Source organism: Microbacterium sp. ZW T6_19 (assembly GCF_044987465.1).
Taxonomy (GTDB): Bacteria; Actinomycetota; Actinomycetes; order Actinomycetales; family Microbacteriaceae; genus Microbacterium; species Microbacterium natoriense_A.
This window is the reverse complement of record NZ_JBJDRH010000006.1, coordinates 246,713-264,638: the sequence shown is the minus strand read 5'-3', so window position 1 is coordinate 264,638 and position 17,926 is coordinate 246,713. Positions and strand designations below refer to the sequence as shown.

Sequence of the window (17,926 nt, the reverse complement as noted above, 5' to 3'; positions counted from 1 at the left end):
CGTCGCTCTGGCGGAGCATCCGGGTACATCGCAAGGATGATCCGGCGGGCGCGGCATCCGCTCCCGTCACAGCAGCGGGCGCGGATCGAACACGACGCGGATGCTCGTGATCAGTCCCTCTTCGACATGGCTCCAGTTGACCGTCGGCACGATCGCGCCGTTCCGGGCGACGAGATCGAACCACGTCATCGCATCCTTCCCTTCGACGACCCGCCGGGTCAGGCGCAAGGTGTCCATCACGGAGCCGGCCATCCCCTCCAGGCCCGCGATGCACTCGTCGACGCCTGCGGCGTCTCCGAAGACACCGGAGAACTGCACGTCCTCGGCGAGGACCGTCCGAAGCAGGCCGAAGTCACGATCACGCCAGGCGTCGAAGTAGATCGTCGCGGCGCGGCGGGTGGCGTCCTGCTGCGAAGTCATGGCTTCACCTTCTCGGCTCACAGCGACACCGTCCAGGCGCGGGTGGAGACGCCGACTGCGTTCCAGGCGTTGATCACGACGATGAGCGACACTAGGGCGCCGAGCTCCTCGGGTGAGAACACCGCGGATGCGGCCTTCCAGTCCGCATCCGGCACATGGGTCTCGGAAGCCCGGGTGATGCTCTCGGTCAACGAGAGGGCGGCCCGCTCCCTCGCCGTGAACAAAGGCGATTCACGCCATACGGCGACCGCGGCGAGCCTGCGCGCGTTCTCGCCGGCCTTCAATGCGTCACCGGTGTGCAGGTCGACGCAGTAGCTGCAGCCGTTCAGCTGGGACGCTCGGATGCGGACGAGCTCGCGCAGGAGGCGATCGACGCCCGCCTGGTCGAGCTCGCCGGTGGCGGCGTTGTCGAGGTGCGCGAGCGCCTTGGCGAATCGAGGTGCGGTGGCATCGAAGTCCAGGCGGACGAGCACGGGGACGGTCGGAGTCGGATCGGTGGGTGCGGAGTTCATGACTCCTCCTTTCGTCCTCTCCAGCGTCGTCCCCGAGTATCGATCTGTCCAACAGCTGGTTCAGATAGATATCATCGTTCTCAGATATGGAACTCCATCAGCTGCGCTACTTTCTCGCCGTGGTCGACGCGGGCTCGTTCACCGCGGCGGCAGACAGGGTGCACGTCAGCCAGTCGGGCGTGAGCGCCCAGATGCAGAAGCTCGAACGCGAACTCGGGGTCACGCTGTTCGATCGCAGTGCACGGCGCGCCGCACTCACGGCCGACGGCGAAAGGCTGCTCCCGATCGTCCGTGCTGCGTTGTCGGCGGTCAGCGAAGTGCGGGCCGCGGCAGACGACCTGCGCGGACTCGTCGTCGGCTCGTTGCGGGTGGGCACCGTGTCGGGGCTCGCCTGGCCGCCGCTGTTCGACGCGCTCGCGTCGCTGCACGAGACGCATCCCGGCCTCGACATCCGCCTGCACGAAGGCACCTCGGAAGAGCTCCTGTCGGCGCTGTCGCGAGGTGAGAGCGATGTCGCGGTCGCCGCGTGGACCGCCGGTGTCCGAGAGGGGCTCGAGACGAGCGTCGTGTTCGATGACGCGCTCGTCGCCGTGGTCGCGCCGGACCACCCGTGGGCGGCACGGCGCAGCATCCGCCCCCGCGAGCTGCTCGACGCCGACCTCATCGTGCTGCCATCCGGCACCGGGGCGCGCACTGCGCTGGATGCCCTGCTCACCGCGTCCGGGCGGATGGCTGCACCCCGGTGGGAGGTGTCGACGCCCTCCTTCGTGGAGATGCTCGCGACCCGCGGCCTCGGCGTCGGCATCGTCAGCGAGACGACCTGCGCCGGCTGGGCCGGCGTGCGAATCGTGCCCATCGGAGCGCCGACGGCCCGCTCTCGCCTGGGAATCGCCTGGCGCACTGAGCCCACGCACGCGACGCGCGCTCTGCTCGAGCTGCTGCGGGCGTCCCCCTCGACGACCTGATCGGGAACGGGTGTCCGGCCTCAGGCCAGTCCGTGCTCGAAGGCGAAGACGACCAGCTGCACGCGATCGCGGAGGGCGAGCTTGGTGAGGATGCGGCTGATGTGCGTCTTCACGGTCGCCTCGCTGAGATACTCGCGCGCCGCGATCTCGGAATTCGACAGGCCGCGGGCGGCCAGCGCGAAGATCTCGCGTTCGCGATCGGTGAGGGCCGAGTACTGGACGGGCACCGGCTTCGGCGCCTCGGCGAAGTGCTGGAAGAGATCACGCGTGGCGGATGCCGCGATCACGCTCGAGCCCGAGTTCACCGTGCGGATGGCCGCGAGGAGGAACTCGGGGTCCGCGTCCTTGAGCAGGAAGCCGCTCGCTCCCTGTCGGATCGCCCGGGCGGCGGCCTCGTCGAGGTCGAAGGTCGTCAGCATCACGATCCGCGGCGGGTCGGGCTGCGCGAGGATCTCGGTGGTGGCCGTCAGGCCGTCCATGACCGGCATCCGGATGTCCATCAAGACGACGTCCGGCCGCGTCGCGCGCACGACATCGATCGCCTCGCGCCCGTCGCCGGCCTCGCCGACGACGTCGAGGTCGGGCTGCGACGCGACCAGCATGCGGATGCCGGCGCGGAAGAGCGCCTGGTCGTCGACGAGCACGACTCTGATCACGAATTCCCCCCGATGGGCAGCGAGGCGCGAACGAGGAACAGTTCGCCCTCCAGCCCCGCATGAAGGCTACCGCCCACGAGCTGTGCGCGTTCGCGCATGCCGATCAGCCCGTGCCCCGATGAGGGCGACGAGGCGACGACCCCGATGCGGTTGGCGATCTCGATGTCGACGCGTTCGGGCAGCCATGACAGTCGCACGTCGACCGAGCCGTCCCCGTGGCGGATCGCGTTGGTCAGAGCTTCCTGCAGGATCCGGTAGACGGCCAGCTGGATCGCCCCCGGCGGTTCGCCGGGCGGCATCGGATCGACCGTGATGCGCGGTTCGATCCCCGCCTGCCGCACCTGTGCGAACAGCGTCTCGAGATCGGCGAGCGTCGGCTGCGGACCGTCGCCCTGGCGATGTCTGAGCTGGGTGAGCAGCAGCCGCACGTCGGACAGCGCGCCGCGGGCCGTCTGTGCGATCGTCGTGAGCGCTTCGGTCGCCATCTCCGGCTCAGCCGCGGCCACGTAGCGCGCGCCGTCGGCCTGCGCGATCACGACCGCGAGCGAGTGCGCGACGATGTCGTGCATGTCACGGGCGATGCGCACGCGCTCCTGCTCCTCGGCGGCGAGGGATTCGGCCTGCAGCTGAGCAGCCCTCGTGCGACGAGCGCGCAGCACGACTCGCCACAGCAGCCCGCTCACCCACGCGAAGCCGAGCGCCAGGATCGAGACGATCAGCAGCAGCACTCCCGCGCTCAGCTGCTCCCAGCCCGTGCTCGCGACGAACGAGACGCCGTTCACGAGGACCATGTACGCCGCGGCGATGAGTCCGCCCAGCAGGGTCGACCCGAATCCCCACCAGAGCACGGCCCTCGAGCCCCACGCCGCCGTCGCATAAAGCACGAGCAGGATGGCGAGGTCGATCGGCACCGGTCCGAAGCCCGACAGCATCTGAAGCACGGCGCCTGCCCAGGCTGCCGCGAGGGCGATACCGGGCGCGAGGCGGCCGATCGCGACGCCGCCGATCATGAGCACGCCCGCCACGATGAGCCCGGCGAGGGCGAGACCGTGGACCTCCGGGCCGCCCGTCACCGGACCGTAGAAGACGACCGACATGGGCGTGAGCACGACGAAGAGCAGCACCGCGCCGAGGATGTCGAGCACGAGCGCCGTACGGGAGAGCGGCCGGATCACTCCCCCACGCTACGCGAGCGCGAAAGCTGCGGCATCCGCCTCGAGATGTATCCGGCCGACGGGTCAGGCGCGCGCGATGATCTCGCCGTGCGGCACGAGGAACCAGCCGTCGCCGTCGTCGGCCCAGCGCTTCCACGCATCGCTGATGTCGCGCAGCTCGGCCTCGCTCGCCATGCGGCTGTCGAGCAGCTGCCGGGTGAGAGCGGACTCGAGTATGCGGTCGGCCCACATGCCTCCCCACCAGCTGCGCTCCTCGGGTGTCGCATAGCACCAGGTGGATGCCGTGACCGTGACGTCGTCGAACCCGGCGGCTCGGGCCCACGACAGCAGCCGGCGACCGGCATCCGGCTCTCCTCCGTTGGCCCTCGCCGCTCGGCGGTACAGATCGAGCCAGCGATCGAGCTCGGGCAGCACAGGGAACCAGATGAATCCGGCGTAGTCCGCGTCGCGCGCCGCGACGACCCCGCCAGGCACGGCGACCCGGCGCATCTCGCGCAGCGCCTGCACCGGATCGCCGACGTGCTGCAGGACCTGATGCGCATGCACGACGTCGAAGCTGTCGTCGGCGAAGCTCAGCGCGTGCACGTCCTCGACCGAGAAGTCGATGTTGGTCGCGCGGCGCGACTCGGCGAGACCACGCGACAGCGACAGCGCGTTCTCATCGATCTCGGTCGCGGTGACGTGCGCGACGACGCTCGCGAAGTCGAGGGTGATGGAGCCTGGCCCCGCTCCCACATCGAGGAGCCTCGTCGATCCCGTGAGGTGCGGACGGAGATACTCGGCGGAGTTCGAGATGTCGCGGACGCTGTGCGAGCGGAGGACGGATTCGTGGTGTCCGTGCGTGTACGAGGCCATGTTCCATCCTGGCACCCCGCGGAACGCCGTCGAGCCGGTCAGTGCAGCTCGGCCACCGCTCGCCGGATCGACTCGCGATCGGGTTTGCCCGAGGACAGCGTGTCGAGCTCGTCGACGAGGATCAGCCGAGCGGGGCGGGCGTGCTTGCCCAGTTCTTCCGCGACGGCGTCGCGAGCGTGCGCGAGCTGTTCGGCTTCGCTGCGCCGCAGCGCCTCACCGCGGGGCGCCACGATGACGGAGGCCTCCCCCCAGCGCGCGTCGTCGACGGCGACCACGACGGCGCCACTGAGACCGGGGATGCGCCGCACGATCCGCTCGACCCGGTCGAGAGAGATGTTGATGCCTCCCGAGACGATCACGTTGTCCGCACGGCCGTGGACCCGCACGATCCCGTCCTCGATCAGGCCGAGGTCGCCGGTGCGGTACCAGCGGATGCCGTGCTCGTCGCGGGTGAAGGTGCGGGCGGTGAGCTCGTCGTCGCCGAGATAGCCGTCGGCGAGCATGGGGCCCGCGATGCGCAGCTCCCCGTCGACGACGCGCACGGCGACCGTGTCGAGCGGCACGCCGTCGTACACGCAGCCGCCGCTCGTCTCGCTCGAGCCGTACGTGCGCACGAGCCGCGCGCCGAGTGCGGCCGCGCGATCGCGCAACGGCTCGGGCAGCGCCTGGCCGCCCACGAGGATCGCGCGGTACGCCTGCAACGCGGCGCGCACCGCGAGGCTGTCCTCAGCCTCCAGCAGCGTGGCCAGCTGTGCGGGAACGAGGGAGGTGTACAGGTCGGGGATGCCTGCGCCTGCCCCCGCGGAAGGGCGCAGCATCGACAGGGTCGCCGCGGCGAAGCCCTCTGCGGAGAAGCGCCCTTCGAGGATCGCGGGTTCCGTGCCTGCGACGACCGAGCGCACCAGAACCTGGAGCCCCGCCACGTAGGTCGCCGGCAGCGCGAGAAGCCAGCGACCGCTGCCGATGCGCGCGGCCGTCGCTTCGGCGCCCGCGCGCAGCGCCTCGCCGCTCAGCACGACGCGCTTCGGGATGCCGGTCGATCCGGAGGTCGCGATGACGACGGCGGTCCCGTCCGGCACCGCCTCGGGTTCCCCACCGACCATGCCGAATCCGAGCGCGGGTCCGCCCTCGAGCGCGTGCCGCAGGGCTTCGAGCAGCGCCTTCGGGTCTTCGGCGTCAGTCGGCCTCAGCTCAGTCGGCATGAGCGTCAGAAGTGGTAGGGGAACGCCGACCAGTCGGGGGCGCGCTTCTCGAGGAAGGAGTCGCGACCCTCGACGGCCTCGTCGGTGCCGTAGGCGAGGCGGGTCGCCTCTCCTGCGAAGACCTGCTGGCCGACCATGCCGTCGTCGACGGCGTTGAAGGCGAACTTGAGCATGCGGATCGCCGTGGGCGATTTCGTGAGCACGGTGCGCGCCATCTTCAGGGCCTCGCGCTCGAGCTCCTCGTGGGGGACGACGCGGTTCACGGCGCCCATCTCGTACGCGCGCTGCGCCGAGTACTCCTCGGCGAGGAAGAACACCTCGCGGGCGATCTTCTGCCCGGTCTGGCGGGCCATGTATGCCGAGCCGTAGCCGGCGTCGAAGCTGCCGACGTCGGCATCCGTCTGCTTGAAGCGCGCCTCTTCCGCCGAGGCGATCGACAGGTCGCACACCACGTGCAGCGAGTGGCCGCCGCCGGCCGCCCACCCGGGGATCACCGCGATGACGACCTTGGGCATGAATCGGATCAGGCGCTGCACCTCGAGGATGTGCAGGCGGCCGGCGCGTGCAGGATCGGCGACCGCGTCGACGTCGTCGGAGTACTTGTAACCGTCGCGCCCGCGGATGCGCTGGTCGCCGCCCGAGCAGAACGCCCAGCCGCCGTCCTTCGGGCTCGGCCCGTTGCCGGTCAGCAGCACGGCGCCGATGCGCGGATCCTGTCGGGCGATGTCGAGAGCTCGATACAGCTCGTCGACGGTGTGCGGGCGGAAGGCGTTGCGCACCTCGGGCCGGTCGAACGCGATGCGCGCGACGCCGCCGTCGGGCGTGACGTGGGCGGTGATGTCGGTGTAGTCCTCGGCACCGGGCGCGAGCACCCACTCCTCGGGGTCGAACAGGTCGGAGACGGATGCTGTGGTCACGGCGTCCAGCCTATTCCTCGGCGGGCGCAGGCGAGAGAGCGCCGCCCGTCGTGGGCGGCGCTCTCTCGGAGACGGTGTCAGGGCCGGCGCCGACGGACGGTCTTGATCCACCCGTCGACGATGTCCCACACGACGCCGGCCGCGACGCCGAACCCGAGGACGACCGCAAGGATGCGGATGATCCCACCCTCGCCGGATGCCTCGGCATCACCCGCGGCGAAGCCGTCACCGCCGGCCGTGACGACGTGGGCGAGGAAGTCGGGGTTGACGAGCTCGCCGCGCAGCAGCAGGACGAGCACCCACGCGAGGAACGCCAGCGCGAGGACGGTGTTCACGACCGCAGCCCCCACCGTCCAGCCGCCCCGACGGAAGATGATGATCGCGAAGACCGCCTCCGCCGCGATGAGCAGGAGCAGCAGTCCCATGCCCCACGGCCACAGGTCAGGGTTCAGGATCGGCAGCGCCTCCCCCGGGATGAAACCCCGGAAACGGTCCCACAGAACAGCGCCGACGGCGATCCCGAGGAAGACGAGCGAGGCGATCAGCTCGTTGCGCCCGGCGCCGTTCTCGGTGATCTCAGGCAGCTGGTCGACGTCCCACTCGTGGATCGACGTCGAGCTGCCGGTGCGCTCCAGCACGACGAAGACGAGTGTGGTCCAGAAGCAGATGTGTATGATCGCCCCGCCAGTGGCGACGATCGCCGAGGCGATGATCTCGCCGACGGGAGCGCCTGCGATCGTCTGCCCCAGTGCGGCTGCGCCGAGCACGCAGACGGGCACGATGATCAGCAGCAGCTTCAGCAGGCGCCACCAGGTGAGGTAGAAGCGCGGACCGATGAGGTGCAGGGGGCGATCGGCGTAGCCCGCGGCGAGGATGCCGGGGTCGCCGAGTTCCGTGAGCACTGCCCGCTCGGCATCCGTCGGCGACTCACCGGCCTCGAGCCTCGCTTCGATCGCGTCGGCGATCGAAGCCTCGAGCTCGGCGCGGACGTCGTCCTGCGCATCGGGTTTCAGGCTTCTGACCGTCGCGGCGATATAGCGCTCGGCGAGAGTGGCTGTCGTGGTCATGTCAGTTCTCCTCTGCGGTGAGGGCGGTGATCGCCGCGGTGAGCGAGCGCCATTCGTCGGTGAGGGTGTCGGCGAGGCGGATGCCGGCATCCGATGTGCGGTAGAACTTGCGGGGCCGGGCCTCGTCGGTATTCCACTCGCTGGTGAGGTACTCCTGCTTCTCCAGTCGGCGCAGCAGGGGGTAGAGCGTGTTCGCGTCCGTGGCGAAGCCGCGGTTCTCGAGCTCTTCGAGCAGTCCGTACCCGTAGCCGGGTGTGCGCAGCAGCTGCAGGCACGCCAGCACGACCGTGCCTCGGCGCAGCTCCTGCAGGTGCGTGTCGAGCGTCTCGTTCATGTCGATCACATTACTGTGCGTCACACACTATAGTCAAGCACACATTGATATTGAGGGGTGCGGTCGCTGTTCGCGACGTACGGTGGTGACATGTCCTTCGAGATCAGCCCTGTCGATCCCTTCGACGACGACGCCGTCGACGCCTGGTGGGATGCCTACGCCGCAGCCCGGCGCGTCGACATGGGCGAGAATGCCGTGATCTGGTCACGCGAGGAGAGCCGCGCCGAGTTGCAGCAGCCGTCGGCCACCACGCATCGACGCGCCTTCTCGGCGCGCGAGGGCGGCGAGGTCGTCGGCTCGGCATCCCTCGCCCTGTCCCTCAAGGACAACGTGCACATCGCCGCGATCGGGATCAACGTGCCCGCAGCTCATCGTCGGCGCGGCGTCGGATCGGCGCTCCTCGCGCACCTCGAACGCGAAGCCGCAGCTGCCGGTCGCACGACCCTGCGGGTCGACATCTTCTGGCCGGCGTCCGCCCCGGCCGACGGCACAGGCGAACCCGGACGCGAGTTCGCCCGGCGCCACGGGTACGACATCGCTCTGGGCGACCTGCAGAGCCGCCTGGATCTGCCGGTTCCGGAGGCCACGATCGACGCCCTCCTCGCGGAGGCTCCTGCGGCCGGATACACCGTGCGCAGCTGGACGGGGCCGGTGCCCGAAGACCTCGTCGTCGAATGGGCCGCTCTGGACGCGATGCTCGACACCGAGGCCCCCACCGGAGACCTCGACATCGAGGCGGCGTCCGCCGATGTCGCCGACTTCCGGGCCGACGAACAGCTCGTCGCGCGCCAGGGGCGCACGTCGTTCGGCACCGCGGCGCTCACCGCCGACGGCCACATCGCCGCCTACACGCAGATCGTCGTGTCGCTCGACGACGGCAACGCCTACCAATGGGGAACGCTGGTGCGGCGTGAGGATCGCGGGCAGCGCCTGGGCCTGCGCGTGAAGCTCGAGAATCTTCGGCTGCTGCAGCGCCTCTCACCCGGGACCACCCGCGTCTACACCTTCAATGCCGAGAGCAACGTCCACATGCTCGCCGTGAACACGCGCCTCGGGTTCCGGATGACGGCACGGATGGGCGAGCTGCAGAAGCGTCTCCTGTGAGGCGAAGCGCCGCCTGATTGTGACGACACAGGCACGGGATGCGGCATCCGATTCCGTACTGTAGAACGGTGACCCCGAAGACCCGAAACCTCGCTCTCACCCTGTCCGCGGCAGCCGTCCTCGCGCTGTCCCTCACCGCGTGCTCTCCCACCGCCCCGACATCGACTCCGACGCCGTCGGCCGCCGCCGCCGATGACGGCGCCTGCGCCGGCGTGACCGTCGTCGTCGACACCGGCGATCTGGAGATCTCCGACGACCCCTCCGCCTCAGTGTGCGTCGAGACCGACGAGACGATCCTCGGCACGGATGCGGTGACCGAGGCCGGGTTCACCACGGTGGGCACCACGACCTACCCCGACGACGTCATCTGCCGCGTGAACGGCGTGCCCTCGGAGGATACGGAGCTCACCGGCGACGACGGCGCCGCCTATCACGAGACCTGCGCCGACATGCCCCCGGCCGCCGCATACTGGGGCCTGTGGGTCAAGCCCGCCGATGGCGAATGGGACTACGCGCAGACCGGACTCTCCGCCCTCGAGCTGAACCCCGGCGACAGCGTCGAGCTGCTGTTCACCGTCAACGGCGCTCCCGCCGCTCCCACCTCGTGACCAGAGCGGGCCGGCTCCGACTGAGACCCGGCCCGCTGCGCGCGGCGGCGGGGCTGGCGGCGATCTTCGTCGTCGCCCGCGTCGTCTACCGCGTGCTGTTCCACGGTGCAGACGGCAGCGGTGTCGTGCTGCTGCCGCTGCCCGCCGTGCGGCTGCCCGCCCCCTTCTCCTGGGTGACGCTCCTCGGCCCCGTCACCATCGACGGGCTCTGGGATGCCGTGCTCTCGGCCCTGCCCATCGCCGCGGTCATCCTGCTGTTCGGCCTGCTGAACGCCCTGTTCGACATCTCGCGGGCGTTCGGCCTGCTCGCCCGACGCGGCCCGCTGCGCGGGATCGCCCGGGCGCTGGCGGTGGCGTGGTCGACGTTGCCGGGCCTCGGCCAGGCCGTGCGCACCGTGCACACCGCGCAGCGCCTCCGGGGAGAGAAGGCGGGACCGCGGATGCTGGTCCCGGTGCTCGAGCGCACCCTCGAGCGCGCGGCGGCGGTCGCGAACGGGTTGGAGCTGCGCGGCTTCGGCGGCGCACCGGTCGACGGCGAGTGTCTGACCCCCGTGACCGTGCGCGATGCCGCCTTCGGGTTCGGCGATGCGCCGGTGCTGTCCGTGCCGCAGCTCTCCCTCGGTACGGGAGTGCTCGCCGTCGCCACCGGTCCGACCGGATCGGGCAAGTCGACGATGCTGCGCGGTCTGGCCGGGCTCGTCGACCACGTCGACGGCGGCTGGTCGACGGGCGTCGTGGAGGTGGCGGGGCACGAGCGCCGGCGGACGCCGCCGCGCGATTCCTCCCGGCTCGTCGGCGTCGTGCTGCAGAACCCGCGCGAAGGGTTCTGCAGCGAACTGGTCCGCGACGAGATCGGACTGTCTCTGCAGCTGCGCGGAGTGGCATCGACGATCGTGACCGCTCGCGTCGATGAGGTCGCCGAGCGTCTGGGCATCGCCCATCTGCGGGATCGAGCGGTGCACGCGCTGTCGGCCGGGGAGGCGACCATGGTCGCGATCGCCGCCGCAGTGGTCGAGCGTCCGATCCTGCTGCTGGTCGACGAACCGCTCGCAGACCTGGATGCCGACGCACGTGCGCGCGTGGTCGCGGCGCTGGAGTCGCTGGCTCACGAAGGCGGCGTGTGCGTGCTGGTCGCGGAGCATCGCGCAGCCGCCTTCGAGGACGTCGCCGACGAGTGGTGGACGATCGAGGCCGGTGCGTTGAGCGAGCAAAGCGAGACGAAACGCCTCAGTCCCACGAACGCCCGTTCGTTGAGCGAGCAAAGCGAGACGAAACGCCTCAGTCGTCCGGCGCTTCCTCCGCTCGACTCTCACCGCGTTTCGGCTCGATCGCTGCGCTCCCCCGCTCGACGAACGCAGGTCGCGAGTCCTTCAGCCCTTGCGGCATCGCATGTCCGCATCGCGCTCGACGACACGATCGCTGTGGCCCACGCGACTCTCTCGCTCGCCCGCGGTGAGATCGCGGCGGTGATCGGGCCCAACGGCGCGGGGAAGTCCTCTCTCCTGATGGCGCTCGCGCTGCCGCCGCGCGATCTCGTGGTCACGGGGCGCCCGGTGCTCGTCCCCGACGCCTCCGACGATCTGTTCACCCGCGACACGGTGGCAGCCGAGTGCGCTCGGGCCGACCGCAAGGCGCGCAGGGCCGGTATCTCCTCGCAGACGGCGACCGCCGAGAGGATCGCGGCATTCCTCGACCTCGACGCCGAGGGGCTCCGCGAGCGGATGACGCGACATCCGCTCGACCTCTCACTCGGCGAACGACGCTGCCTGGCGATCGCTCTGCAGCTCGCGCGTGCCCCCGAGGCCCTGCTGATCGACGAGCCCACCCGAGGGCTCGACGTGCGTGCCCGCGATCAGGTGCGCGAGGCTCTGAGCCGGGCGGCCGATGCCGGCACCGCGGTGCTGGTGGCGACTCACGATGTCGACTTCGCGCACAGTCTCGGTGCACGGATCCTGCCGATGAGCGATGGCGTGCTTCCCGCACCAGCCGGTCTCAGCGTCCCGGTCACCGCGCACCCCCCGCTCATCGAGCCGGCAAAGCGAATCGACGGTACGAATCGTGCGGCTGTCGCTCCGGCGGTCGTTCCGGACGACTCAGGCGTTTCGTCTCGCTCCGCTCGCTCAACGGACGGGGCGGAAGAGATCTCCTCTCTCTCCGCTCGCACGACCCTCGGCCGAACGAGCACTCGCTGGGCCGCGGTCGCACTCCTCGCGGCGAATCTCGTGGCCCTCGCCGCCTTCACCTGGCCTTTCGTCGCCGTGGCCGTACCCTCGCAGGCGACCGCTGCGGTGCCCTGGGTCGCCCTCGCACTCGCCCCCGTGGCCGTGATCGTCGCGATCGCGGCGCTCGATCAGACCGTGCGCTCCGCGCACACCCTCGCCTACCTCGGTGTGCTCGCGGCGATCGGCACTGCTCTGCGCATCGCGAGCACCGGCGTGGGAGGCGTCGAGGCGGTGTTCATCCTGCTCGTGCTCGCCGGCCGCGCCTTCGGCGCCCGGTTCGGCATGCTGCTCGGCGTCGCCACGATCCTGCTGTCGTCCACGGTGTTCGGAGGCTTCGGCCCGTGGACGCCGTTCCAGATGTTCGCGTGCGCGTGGGTGGGCGGCGGCGCCGGGCTTCTTCCCCGTCGGGTGCGGGGCTGGGGCGAGATCATCATGCTCTGCGCCTACGGCGCCGTCGCGTCCTATCTCTTCGGCCTGCTGCTCAACCTCTGGTTCTGGCCGTTCGCGATCGGCTCGGGCACCACGATCTCCTACGCGCCCGGCGCTCCTCTCGTCGAGAACCTCGGCAGCTTCCTGCTCTACTCCCTCGTCACGTCGACCGCCGGATGGGACACGCTGCGCGCGATCACGACGATCGCCGGAGTAGTTCTGATCGGGCGTCCCGTGCTCGCGGCACTCCGCCGCGCGAAGCCGGTTGCGCTGCGGGCGCCCGCGCCCCCATCCACGCGCGACGTCTCCGACTCCTGACGCCGCTGCTGAGTCAGACCCTCGCCGACTTCCTGACGCCCGCTCCCCTGCTGAATTGCGACTTCGGCCCGGCTGCACTCGCAGCGTCGCCGGCCCGAACTCACACCGAGAAGTACTTCGCCTCCGGGTGGTGGAACACGAAGGCGTCCGTCGACTGCTCGGGGTGCAGCTGCAGCTCGTCGCTGAGCTCGACCCCCATGCGTTCCGGTCGCAGCAGCTCGACCACCTTGCGGCGGTCCTCCATGTCGGGGCATGCGGGGTAGCCCAGCGAGAAGCGCGCACCCCGGTACTCGAGCTTGAAGAGGCCGGCCGTGTCGCTCGGGTCTTCAGCCGAGAACCCGAGCTCTGAGCGGATGCGGGCGTGCCAGAACTCGGCGAGCGCTTCGGTGAGCTGCATGACGAGTCCGTTGAGCTCGTAGTAGTCGCGGTACCGGTTCTCGGCGAAGAGCTTCGCAGTGACTTTGTCGATCGCGGCTCCGGCGGTGACGAGCTGCACGGGCAGCACGTCGACCTGACCCGATTCCCGCGAACGGACGAAGTCGGCCAGGTCGAGGTGCCGGTCGCGGCGCTGCCGCGGGAACGTGAAGCGCAGGCGGTCCATACCCAACTGGAGCCCTGAGCCTGTCGAAGGGCCGGATCCTCCGTCCGGGGCCAGCAGTCCCGGAACGCCCAGGATGCCGGTCGGGTCGTCGCCGTGGTGCAGAACCACGACGTCGTCGCCCTCAGAGACCACGGGGAAGTACCCGTAGGCGACGGATGCATCCAGCATCCCCTCGCCGAGGATCCGATCGAGCCAGTAGCGCAGCCGGGGGCGCCCCTCGGATTCGACGAGCTGCTCGTACGAGGCACCGTCCTCGCCGCGGCCCGGTTTGAGTCCCCACTGCCCCATGAAGGTCGCTCGCTCGTCGAGATACGCCGCGTAGTCGGCGAGTGCGATGCCGCGCACGATGCGGGTTCCCCAGAACGGCGGGGCCGGAACCTCGTTGTCGGATGCCACGTCGGAGCGGGCCGGCAGGTTCTCCGGCTCCGTCAGGGTGAGCTGCGCGCCGCGAGCGTGGATGCGCTTCTTCAGCGCCGGCAGACCGACTTCGGCCGGGTCCTCCCCACGGGCGACCCGTACGAGCGGCTCCATCAGCGCGAGACCCTCGAAGGCGTCCTTCGCGTATCGCACCTCGCCGTCGAACATGCCTGCCAGGTCGTCCTCCACGTAGGCGCGGGTGAGCGCCGCGCCGCCGAGGATCACCGGCCACTTCTTCGCAAGCCCTCTGGCCTGAAGTTCGAGCAGGTTCTCCTTCATCACGACCGTCGACTTCACGAGCAGACCCGACATGCCGATCACGTCGGCGTCGTGCTCTTCGGCCGCCGCGATGATGTCGGCGATCGGCTGCTTGATGCCGAGGTTGATCACCTTGTAGCCGTTGTTCGTGAGGATGATGTCGACGAGGTTCTTGCCGATGTCGTGCACGTCTCCGCGCACCGTGGCGATGACCATCGTGCCCTTGCCCGAGGCGTCCGACTTCTCCATGTGCGGCTCGAGCAGCGCGACGGCGTTCTTCATGACCTCGGCAGACTGCAGCACGAACGGCAGCTGCATCTCGCCGGCGCCGAAGCGTTCGCCGACCACCTTCATGCCCTCGAGCAGATGGTCGTTGATGATGCCGAGCGCGGTCTTGCCCTCGGCACGCGCGAGATCGAGGTCGGCCTCGAGTCCCTTGCCCTCGCCGTCGATGATCCGGCGCTCGAGGCGCTCTCCGACGGGGAGAGCCGCGAGTTCCGCCGCGCGCTGGTCGCGCAGGGCCGCGGTGTCGACACCGGCGAACAGGTCGAGCATGGTCGACAGCGGATCGTAGGTGACGTTGCCGTCGGCGTCGTACTCGCGGCGGTCCCAGACGAGATCCAGGGCGACCTTGCGCTGCTCCTCGGGAAGGGATGCCAGGGGCACGATCTTCGCGGCGTCGATGATGCCGCTGGAGAGACCGGCCTCCGACGCCTCGTGCAGGAACACCGAGTTCAGCGCCATGCGGGCGGCCGGGTTGAGCCCGAACGACACGTTCGAGACTCCGAGGGTGGTGTGGATGCCGGGGTACTTCCGCGTGATCTGCCGGATCGCTTCGATGGTCTCGATGCCGTCGCGGCGGGTCTCCTCCTGGCCGGTGGCGATCGGGAAGGTCAAGGCGTCGACGATGATGTCCTCGACGCGCATGCCCCACTCTCCGACGAGCGAGTCGATCAGCCGCGAGGCGATCGCGACCTTGCCCTCCGTGGTGCGCGCCTGACCGTCCTCGTCGATCGTGAGCGCGACGACCGCCGTGCCGTGCTCCTTGACGAGCGGCATGATCCTGCCGAAACGGGAGTCGGGGCCGTCGCCGTCTTCGTAGTTGACGGAGTTCACGACGGGTCGGCCGCCGATGAGCTCGAGACCGGCCTGGATGACCGGCGGCTCGGTCGAGTCGATCACGAGCGGCAGGGTGGACTGCGAGGCGAACCGCGAGACCACCTCGCGGATGTCGGCGACCCCGTCTCGCCCGACGTAGTCGACGCACACGTCGAGCAGATGCGCCCCGACGCGGATCTGGTTGCGCGCGATCTCGACGCAGTCGTCCCAGCGCTCATCGAGCATCGCCTCACGGAACGCCTTCGAGCCGTTCGCGTTGGTGCGCTCGCCGATCGCGAGATACGAGGCGTCCTGATCGAAGGCGACGTGCTGGTAGAGAGAGGCCACGCCCGACTCGATCTCGGCCGTCCGAGCGGGCAGATCGCGGGTGCGGTACGGCTCCAGCCGCTCGACGACGGCTGCCAGGTGCTCGGGCGTGGTGCCGCAGCATCCGCCCACCAGGCCCAGGCCGAACTCGCGCACGAACTGCTCGTGAGCGGTGGCGAGCTCGGCAGGCGTCAGCGGATAGTGGGCGCCGTTCGCGCCGAGCACGGGCAGTCCGGCGTTCGGCATGCAGGCGATCGGCACGGTCGAGTGCTTCGACAGGTGCCGCAGGTGCTCGCTCATCTCGGCAGGGCCGGTGGCGCAGTTGAGACCGATCGCGTCGACCCCCAGCGGCTCCAGAGCCGTGAGCGCGGCGCCGATCTCGGAGCCCATCAGCATCGTCCCGGTGGTCTCGACGGTCACCTCGACGAAGATCGGCAGGCGGATGCCGCGCGCGACGATCGCCTGCCGGCATCCGTTCACCGCCGCCTTCGTCTGCAGCAGATCCTGGCTCGTCTCGATGAGGAAGGCATCCGCTCCCCCGTCGATGAGGCCCTCGGCCTGCAGGGCGAAGGTCTGCTTGAGGTGGTCGTAGGTCGTGTGACCGAGGCTCGGCAGCTTCGTACCGGGGCCCATCGACCCGAGCACCCAGCGCACGCGGCCGTCCGCGGCCTCCGCGGCTTCCGCGCGCTCGCGAGCGATGCGGGCGCCGACCTCGGCCAGTTCGTGGATGCGGTCATCGATGCCGTAGTCCGACAGGTTCGACCAGTTCGCGCCGAAGGTGTTCGTCTCGACGGCGTCGATGCCGGTCGCGAAGTAGGCGTCGTGGATGCCGCCGATCACGTCGGGGCGGGTGACGTTGAGGATCTCGTTGCAGCCCTCCAGCCCCTGGAAGTCGCCTTCGATCGAGAGCTCGTGCTGCTGCAGCATCGTGCCCATCGCGCCATCCGCGATGACCACGCGCGAGTGCACGGCATCCAGCAGCGCCTGCGAGCGGGCCGGGCGGTCGAAGGCCTCGATATCGAGAGCGTGGCGGGGAGTCGGCATCTCCCCAGCCTATTGCCGCGATGAGCCGTGTTTCGCGGGGTTTCGGGGCCAGAATGGGGGCATGCTCCCCGCACTCGCAGACCTGATCGGCTCAGCCCGGGTCGTCTCCCTCCCGATGGCTACGCGATTCCGCGGCGTCGACACGAGAGAGGCGCTGCTGTTCGAAGGCCCGGAGGGATGGGCGGAGTTCTCGCCGTTCCTCGAGTACGAGGACGCCGAGGCGGCGACCTGGCTGGCCGCGGCGATCGACTTCGCCTTCCGCACTCAGCCCGCGCCGCTGCGCGACCGCATTCCCGTGAACGCGACGGTTCCTGCGATCGAGGCGTCGAGGGTGCCCGAGGTCCTCGCGCGGTTCGCCGGATGCCGCACCGCGAAGGTCAAGGTCGCAGAACCCAGGCAGACTCTCGCCGACGACATCGCCCGTGTGCGAGCGGTGCGCGAGGCCATGGGCGCGGAGGGGCGCATCCGCATCGACGCCAACGGGCTGTGGAACGTCGATGAGGCCGAGCATGCCGTGCACGCGCTGAACGAGTTCGACCTCGAGTACGTCGAGCAGCCCTGCGCGAGCGTCGAGGAGCTCGCCGATCTGCGCAGGCGTGTGAAGTACATGGGCATCCCGATCGCGGCAGACGAGAGCGTGCGGAAGTCGTCCGACCCGCTGGCCGTCGCACGGGCGAAGGCCGCCGATCTGCTGGTGATCAAGGCCCAGCCACTCGGCGGCGTCACGCACGCGCTGCAGATCGTCACGGCGGCCGGTCTCCCCGTCGTGGTCTCCAGCGCCCTCGACACAGCTGTGGGCCTCTCGCAGGGCGCCGCCCTGGCGGCGGCGTTGCCCTCGCTCGAGTACGACTGCGGCCTCGGCACCTCGTCGCTGTTCCTCGACGACGTCGCCGAGCTGCGGCCGGTCGACGGATCGATCTCGGCGGATCGGGTGACGCCGGATGCCGCGGCTCTCGAACGCCTCGCCGCCTCGGACGAGCGGCGCGACTGGTGGCTCGAACGCCTCACCCGCTGCCACCAGGTGCTTGGCCTCGGCGGCGATGCGGCTTAGCCTGTCGGCATGTGCCGCAACATCGTCCCTCTGAACAACCTCGCACCGGCCGCGACCGACGACGAGTGCCACGACGCCGCACTCCAGTTCGTGCGCAAGATCGCGGGCACCACCAAGCCCTCGCGCGTCAATCAGGCCGTCTTCGATCGCGCCGTCGCCGAGATCGCACACGCCACGCGCCATCTCCTCGACGACCTGGTCACGACCGCGCCCCCGAAAGACCGCAACGAGGAGGCCGCGAAGCGACAGGCGCGATCGGCCGAACGCTACGAGGCGATCAGGGTGTTCCAGCAGGAGAAACGCGCAGCGCGCACCGCATCCTGACGCCCGCCGTCGCGGCGGGCGA

Annotated in this window: 16 protein-coding genes; 6 read left to right on the top strand and 10 right to left on the bottom strand. The window is 70.0% G+C overall.

What is annotated here, in order from left to right; genetic code table 11:
* Window positions 1-66 precede the first annotated feature (66 nt).
* Both ACI3KT_RS11535 and ACI3KT_RS11530 read right to left on the bottom strand, forming a co-directional pair.
* Window positions 67-420, bottom strand: a complete 354-nt coding sequence (locus ACI3KT_RS11535) for a nuclear transport factor 2 family protein (protein ID WP_404904355.1) — start codon at window positions 418-420, stop codon at window positions 67-69.
* A gap of 17 nt (window positions 421-437) precedes the next feature.
* Window positions 438-932 carry a carboxymuconolactone decarboxylase family protein gene (locus ACI3KT_RS11530; RefSeq protein ID WP_404904353.1) on the bottom strand — a complete coding sequence of 165 codons (495 nt, stop codon included), beginning with the start codon at window positions 930-932 and terminating at the stop codon, window positions 438-440.
* An 86-nt stretch (window positions 933-1,018) separates the two neighbouring features.
* Here ACI3KT_RS11530 and ACI3KT_RS11525 point away from each other — a divergent pair, with 86 nt between their 5' ends.
* Complete coding sequence (locus ACI3KT_RS11525) at window positions 1,019-1,897, top strand: LysR family transcriptional regulator (protein ID WP_404904351.1); 879 nt, start codon at window positions 1,019-1,021, stop codon at window positions 1,895-1,897.
* 20 nt (window positions 1,898-1,917) lie between these two features.
* On the opposite strand, the gene ACI3KT_RS11520 is transcribed toward ACI3KT_RS11525, so the two are convergent.
* The 7 genes from ACI3KT_RS11520 to ACI3KT_RS11490 form a co-directional block, all read right to left on the bottom strand.
* The gene (locus ACI3KT_RS11520) at window positions 1,918-2,553 is read right to left on the bottom strand and encodes a response regulator transcription factor (RefSeq protein WP_307294952.1); all 636 of its coding nucleotides are present in this window, start codon (window positions 2,551-2,553) and stop codon (window positions 1,918-1,920) included.
* The gene (locus ACI3KT_RS11515) at window positions 2,550-3,728 is read right to left on the bottom strand and encodes a sensor histidine kinase (protein ID WP_404904349.1); all 1,179 of its coding nucleotides are present in this window, start codon (window positions 3,726-3,728) and stop codon (window positions 2,550-2,552) included. The genes ACI3KT_RS11520 and ACI3KT_RS11515 overlap by 4 nt, the downstream gene beginning before the upstream one ends.
* A gap of 63 nt (window positions 3,729-3,791) precedes the next feature.
* Window positions 3,792-4,583 (bottom strand): class I SAM-dependent methyltransferase, encoded by a 792-nt coding sequence (locus ACI3KT_RS11510; RefSeq protein WP_404904348.1) that lies wholly within the window; start codon window positions 4,581-4,583, stop codon window positions 3,792-3,794.
* Window positions 4,584-4,621: 38 nt separating this feature from the next.
* On the bottom strand, window positions 4,622-5,785 hold the full coding sequence (locus ACI3KT_RS11505) for an AMP-binding protein (RefSeq protein WP_404904347.1): 1,164 nt from the start codon (window positions 5,783-5,785) through the stop codon (window positions 4,622-4,624).
* 5 nt (window positions 5,786-5,790) lie between these two features.
* Complete coding sequence (locus tag ACI3KT_RS11500) at window positions 5,791-6,702, bottom strand: 1,4-dihydroxy-2-naphthoyl-CoA synthase (RefSeq protein WP_292906242.1); 912 nt, start codon at window positions 6,700-6,702, stop codon at window positions 5,791-5,793.
* Window positions 6,703-6,779: 77 nt separating this feature from the next.
* Entirely contained in the window at window positions 6,780-7,769 is a 990-nt protein-coding gene (locus ACI3KT_RS11495; RefSeq protein WP_404904344.1) for a permease prefix domain 1-containing protein, read from the bottom strand.
* A gap of 1 nt (window position 7,770) precedes the next feature.
* On the bottom strand, window positions 7,771-8,103 hold the full coding sequence (locus ACI3KT_RS11490) for a PadR family transcriptional regulator (RefSeq protein ID WP_292906312.1): 333 nt from the start codon (window positions 8,101-8,103) through the stop codon (window positions 7,771-7,773).
* A 90-nt stretch (window positions 8,104-8,193) separates the two neighbouring features.
* Here ACI3KT_RS11490 and ACI3KT_RS11485 point away from each other — a divergent pair, with 90 nt between their 5' ends.
* From ACI3KT_RS11485 to ACI3KT_RS11475, 3 genes are all read left to right on the top strand, one after another.
* Window positions 8,194-9,207, top strand: coding sequence for a GNAT family N-acetyltransferase (locus ACI3KT_RS11485; RefSeq protein ID WP_404904342.1), 1,014 nt, complete (start codon window positions 8,194-8,196; stop codon window positions 9,205-9,207).
* A gap of 68 nt (window positions 9,208-9,275) precedes the next feature.
* Window positions 9,276-9,815, top strand: a complete 540-nt coding sequence (locus tag ACI3KT_RS11480) for a hypothetical protein (protein ID WP_307294932.1) — start codon at window positions 9,276-9,278, stop codon at window positions 9,813-9,815.
* Window positions 9,812-12,784, top strand: coding sequence for an ATP-binding cassette domain-containing protein (locus ACI3KT_RS11475; protein WP_404904340.1), 2,973 nt, complete (start codon window positions 9,812-9,814; stop codon window positions 12,782-12,784). The genes ACI3KT_RS11480 and ACI3KT_RS11475 overlap by 4 nt, the downstream gene beginning before the upstream one ends.
* A gap of 100 nt (window positions 12,785-12,884) precedes the next feature.
* Here ACI3KT_RS11475 and metH read toward each other — a convergent pair whose 3' ends face one another.
* A complete protein-coding gene (gene metH / locus ACI3KT_RS11470) occupies window positions 12,885-16,529 on the bottom strand; it encodes a methionine synthase (protein ID WP_404904339.1) in 3,645 nt (1,214 codons plus the stop codon).
* Window positions 16,530-16,590: 61 nt separating this feature from the next.
* Here metH and ACI3KT_RS11465 point away from each other — a divergent pair, with 61 nt between their 5' ends.
* Entirely contained in the window at window positions 16,591-17,580 is a 990-nt protein-coding gene (locus ACI3KT_RS11465) for an o-succinylbenzoate synthase (RefSeq protein WP_404904337.1), read from the top strand.
* 9 nt (window positions 17,581-17,589) lie between these two features.
* The gene (locus tag ACI3KT_RS11460) at window positions 17,590-17,904 is read left to right on the top strand and encodes a DUF2277 domain-containing protein (RefSeq protein ID WP_292906228.1); all 315 of its coding nucleotides are present in this window, start codon (window positions 17,590-17,592) and stop codon (window positions 17,902-17,904) included.
* The last annotated feature ends 22 nt before the right edge of the window (window positions 17,905-17,926 follow it).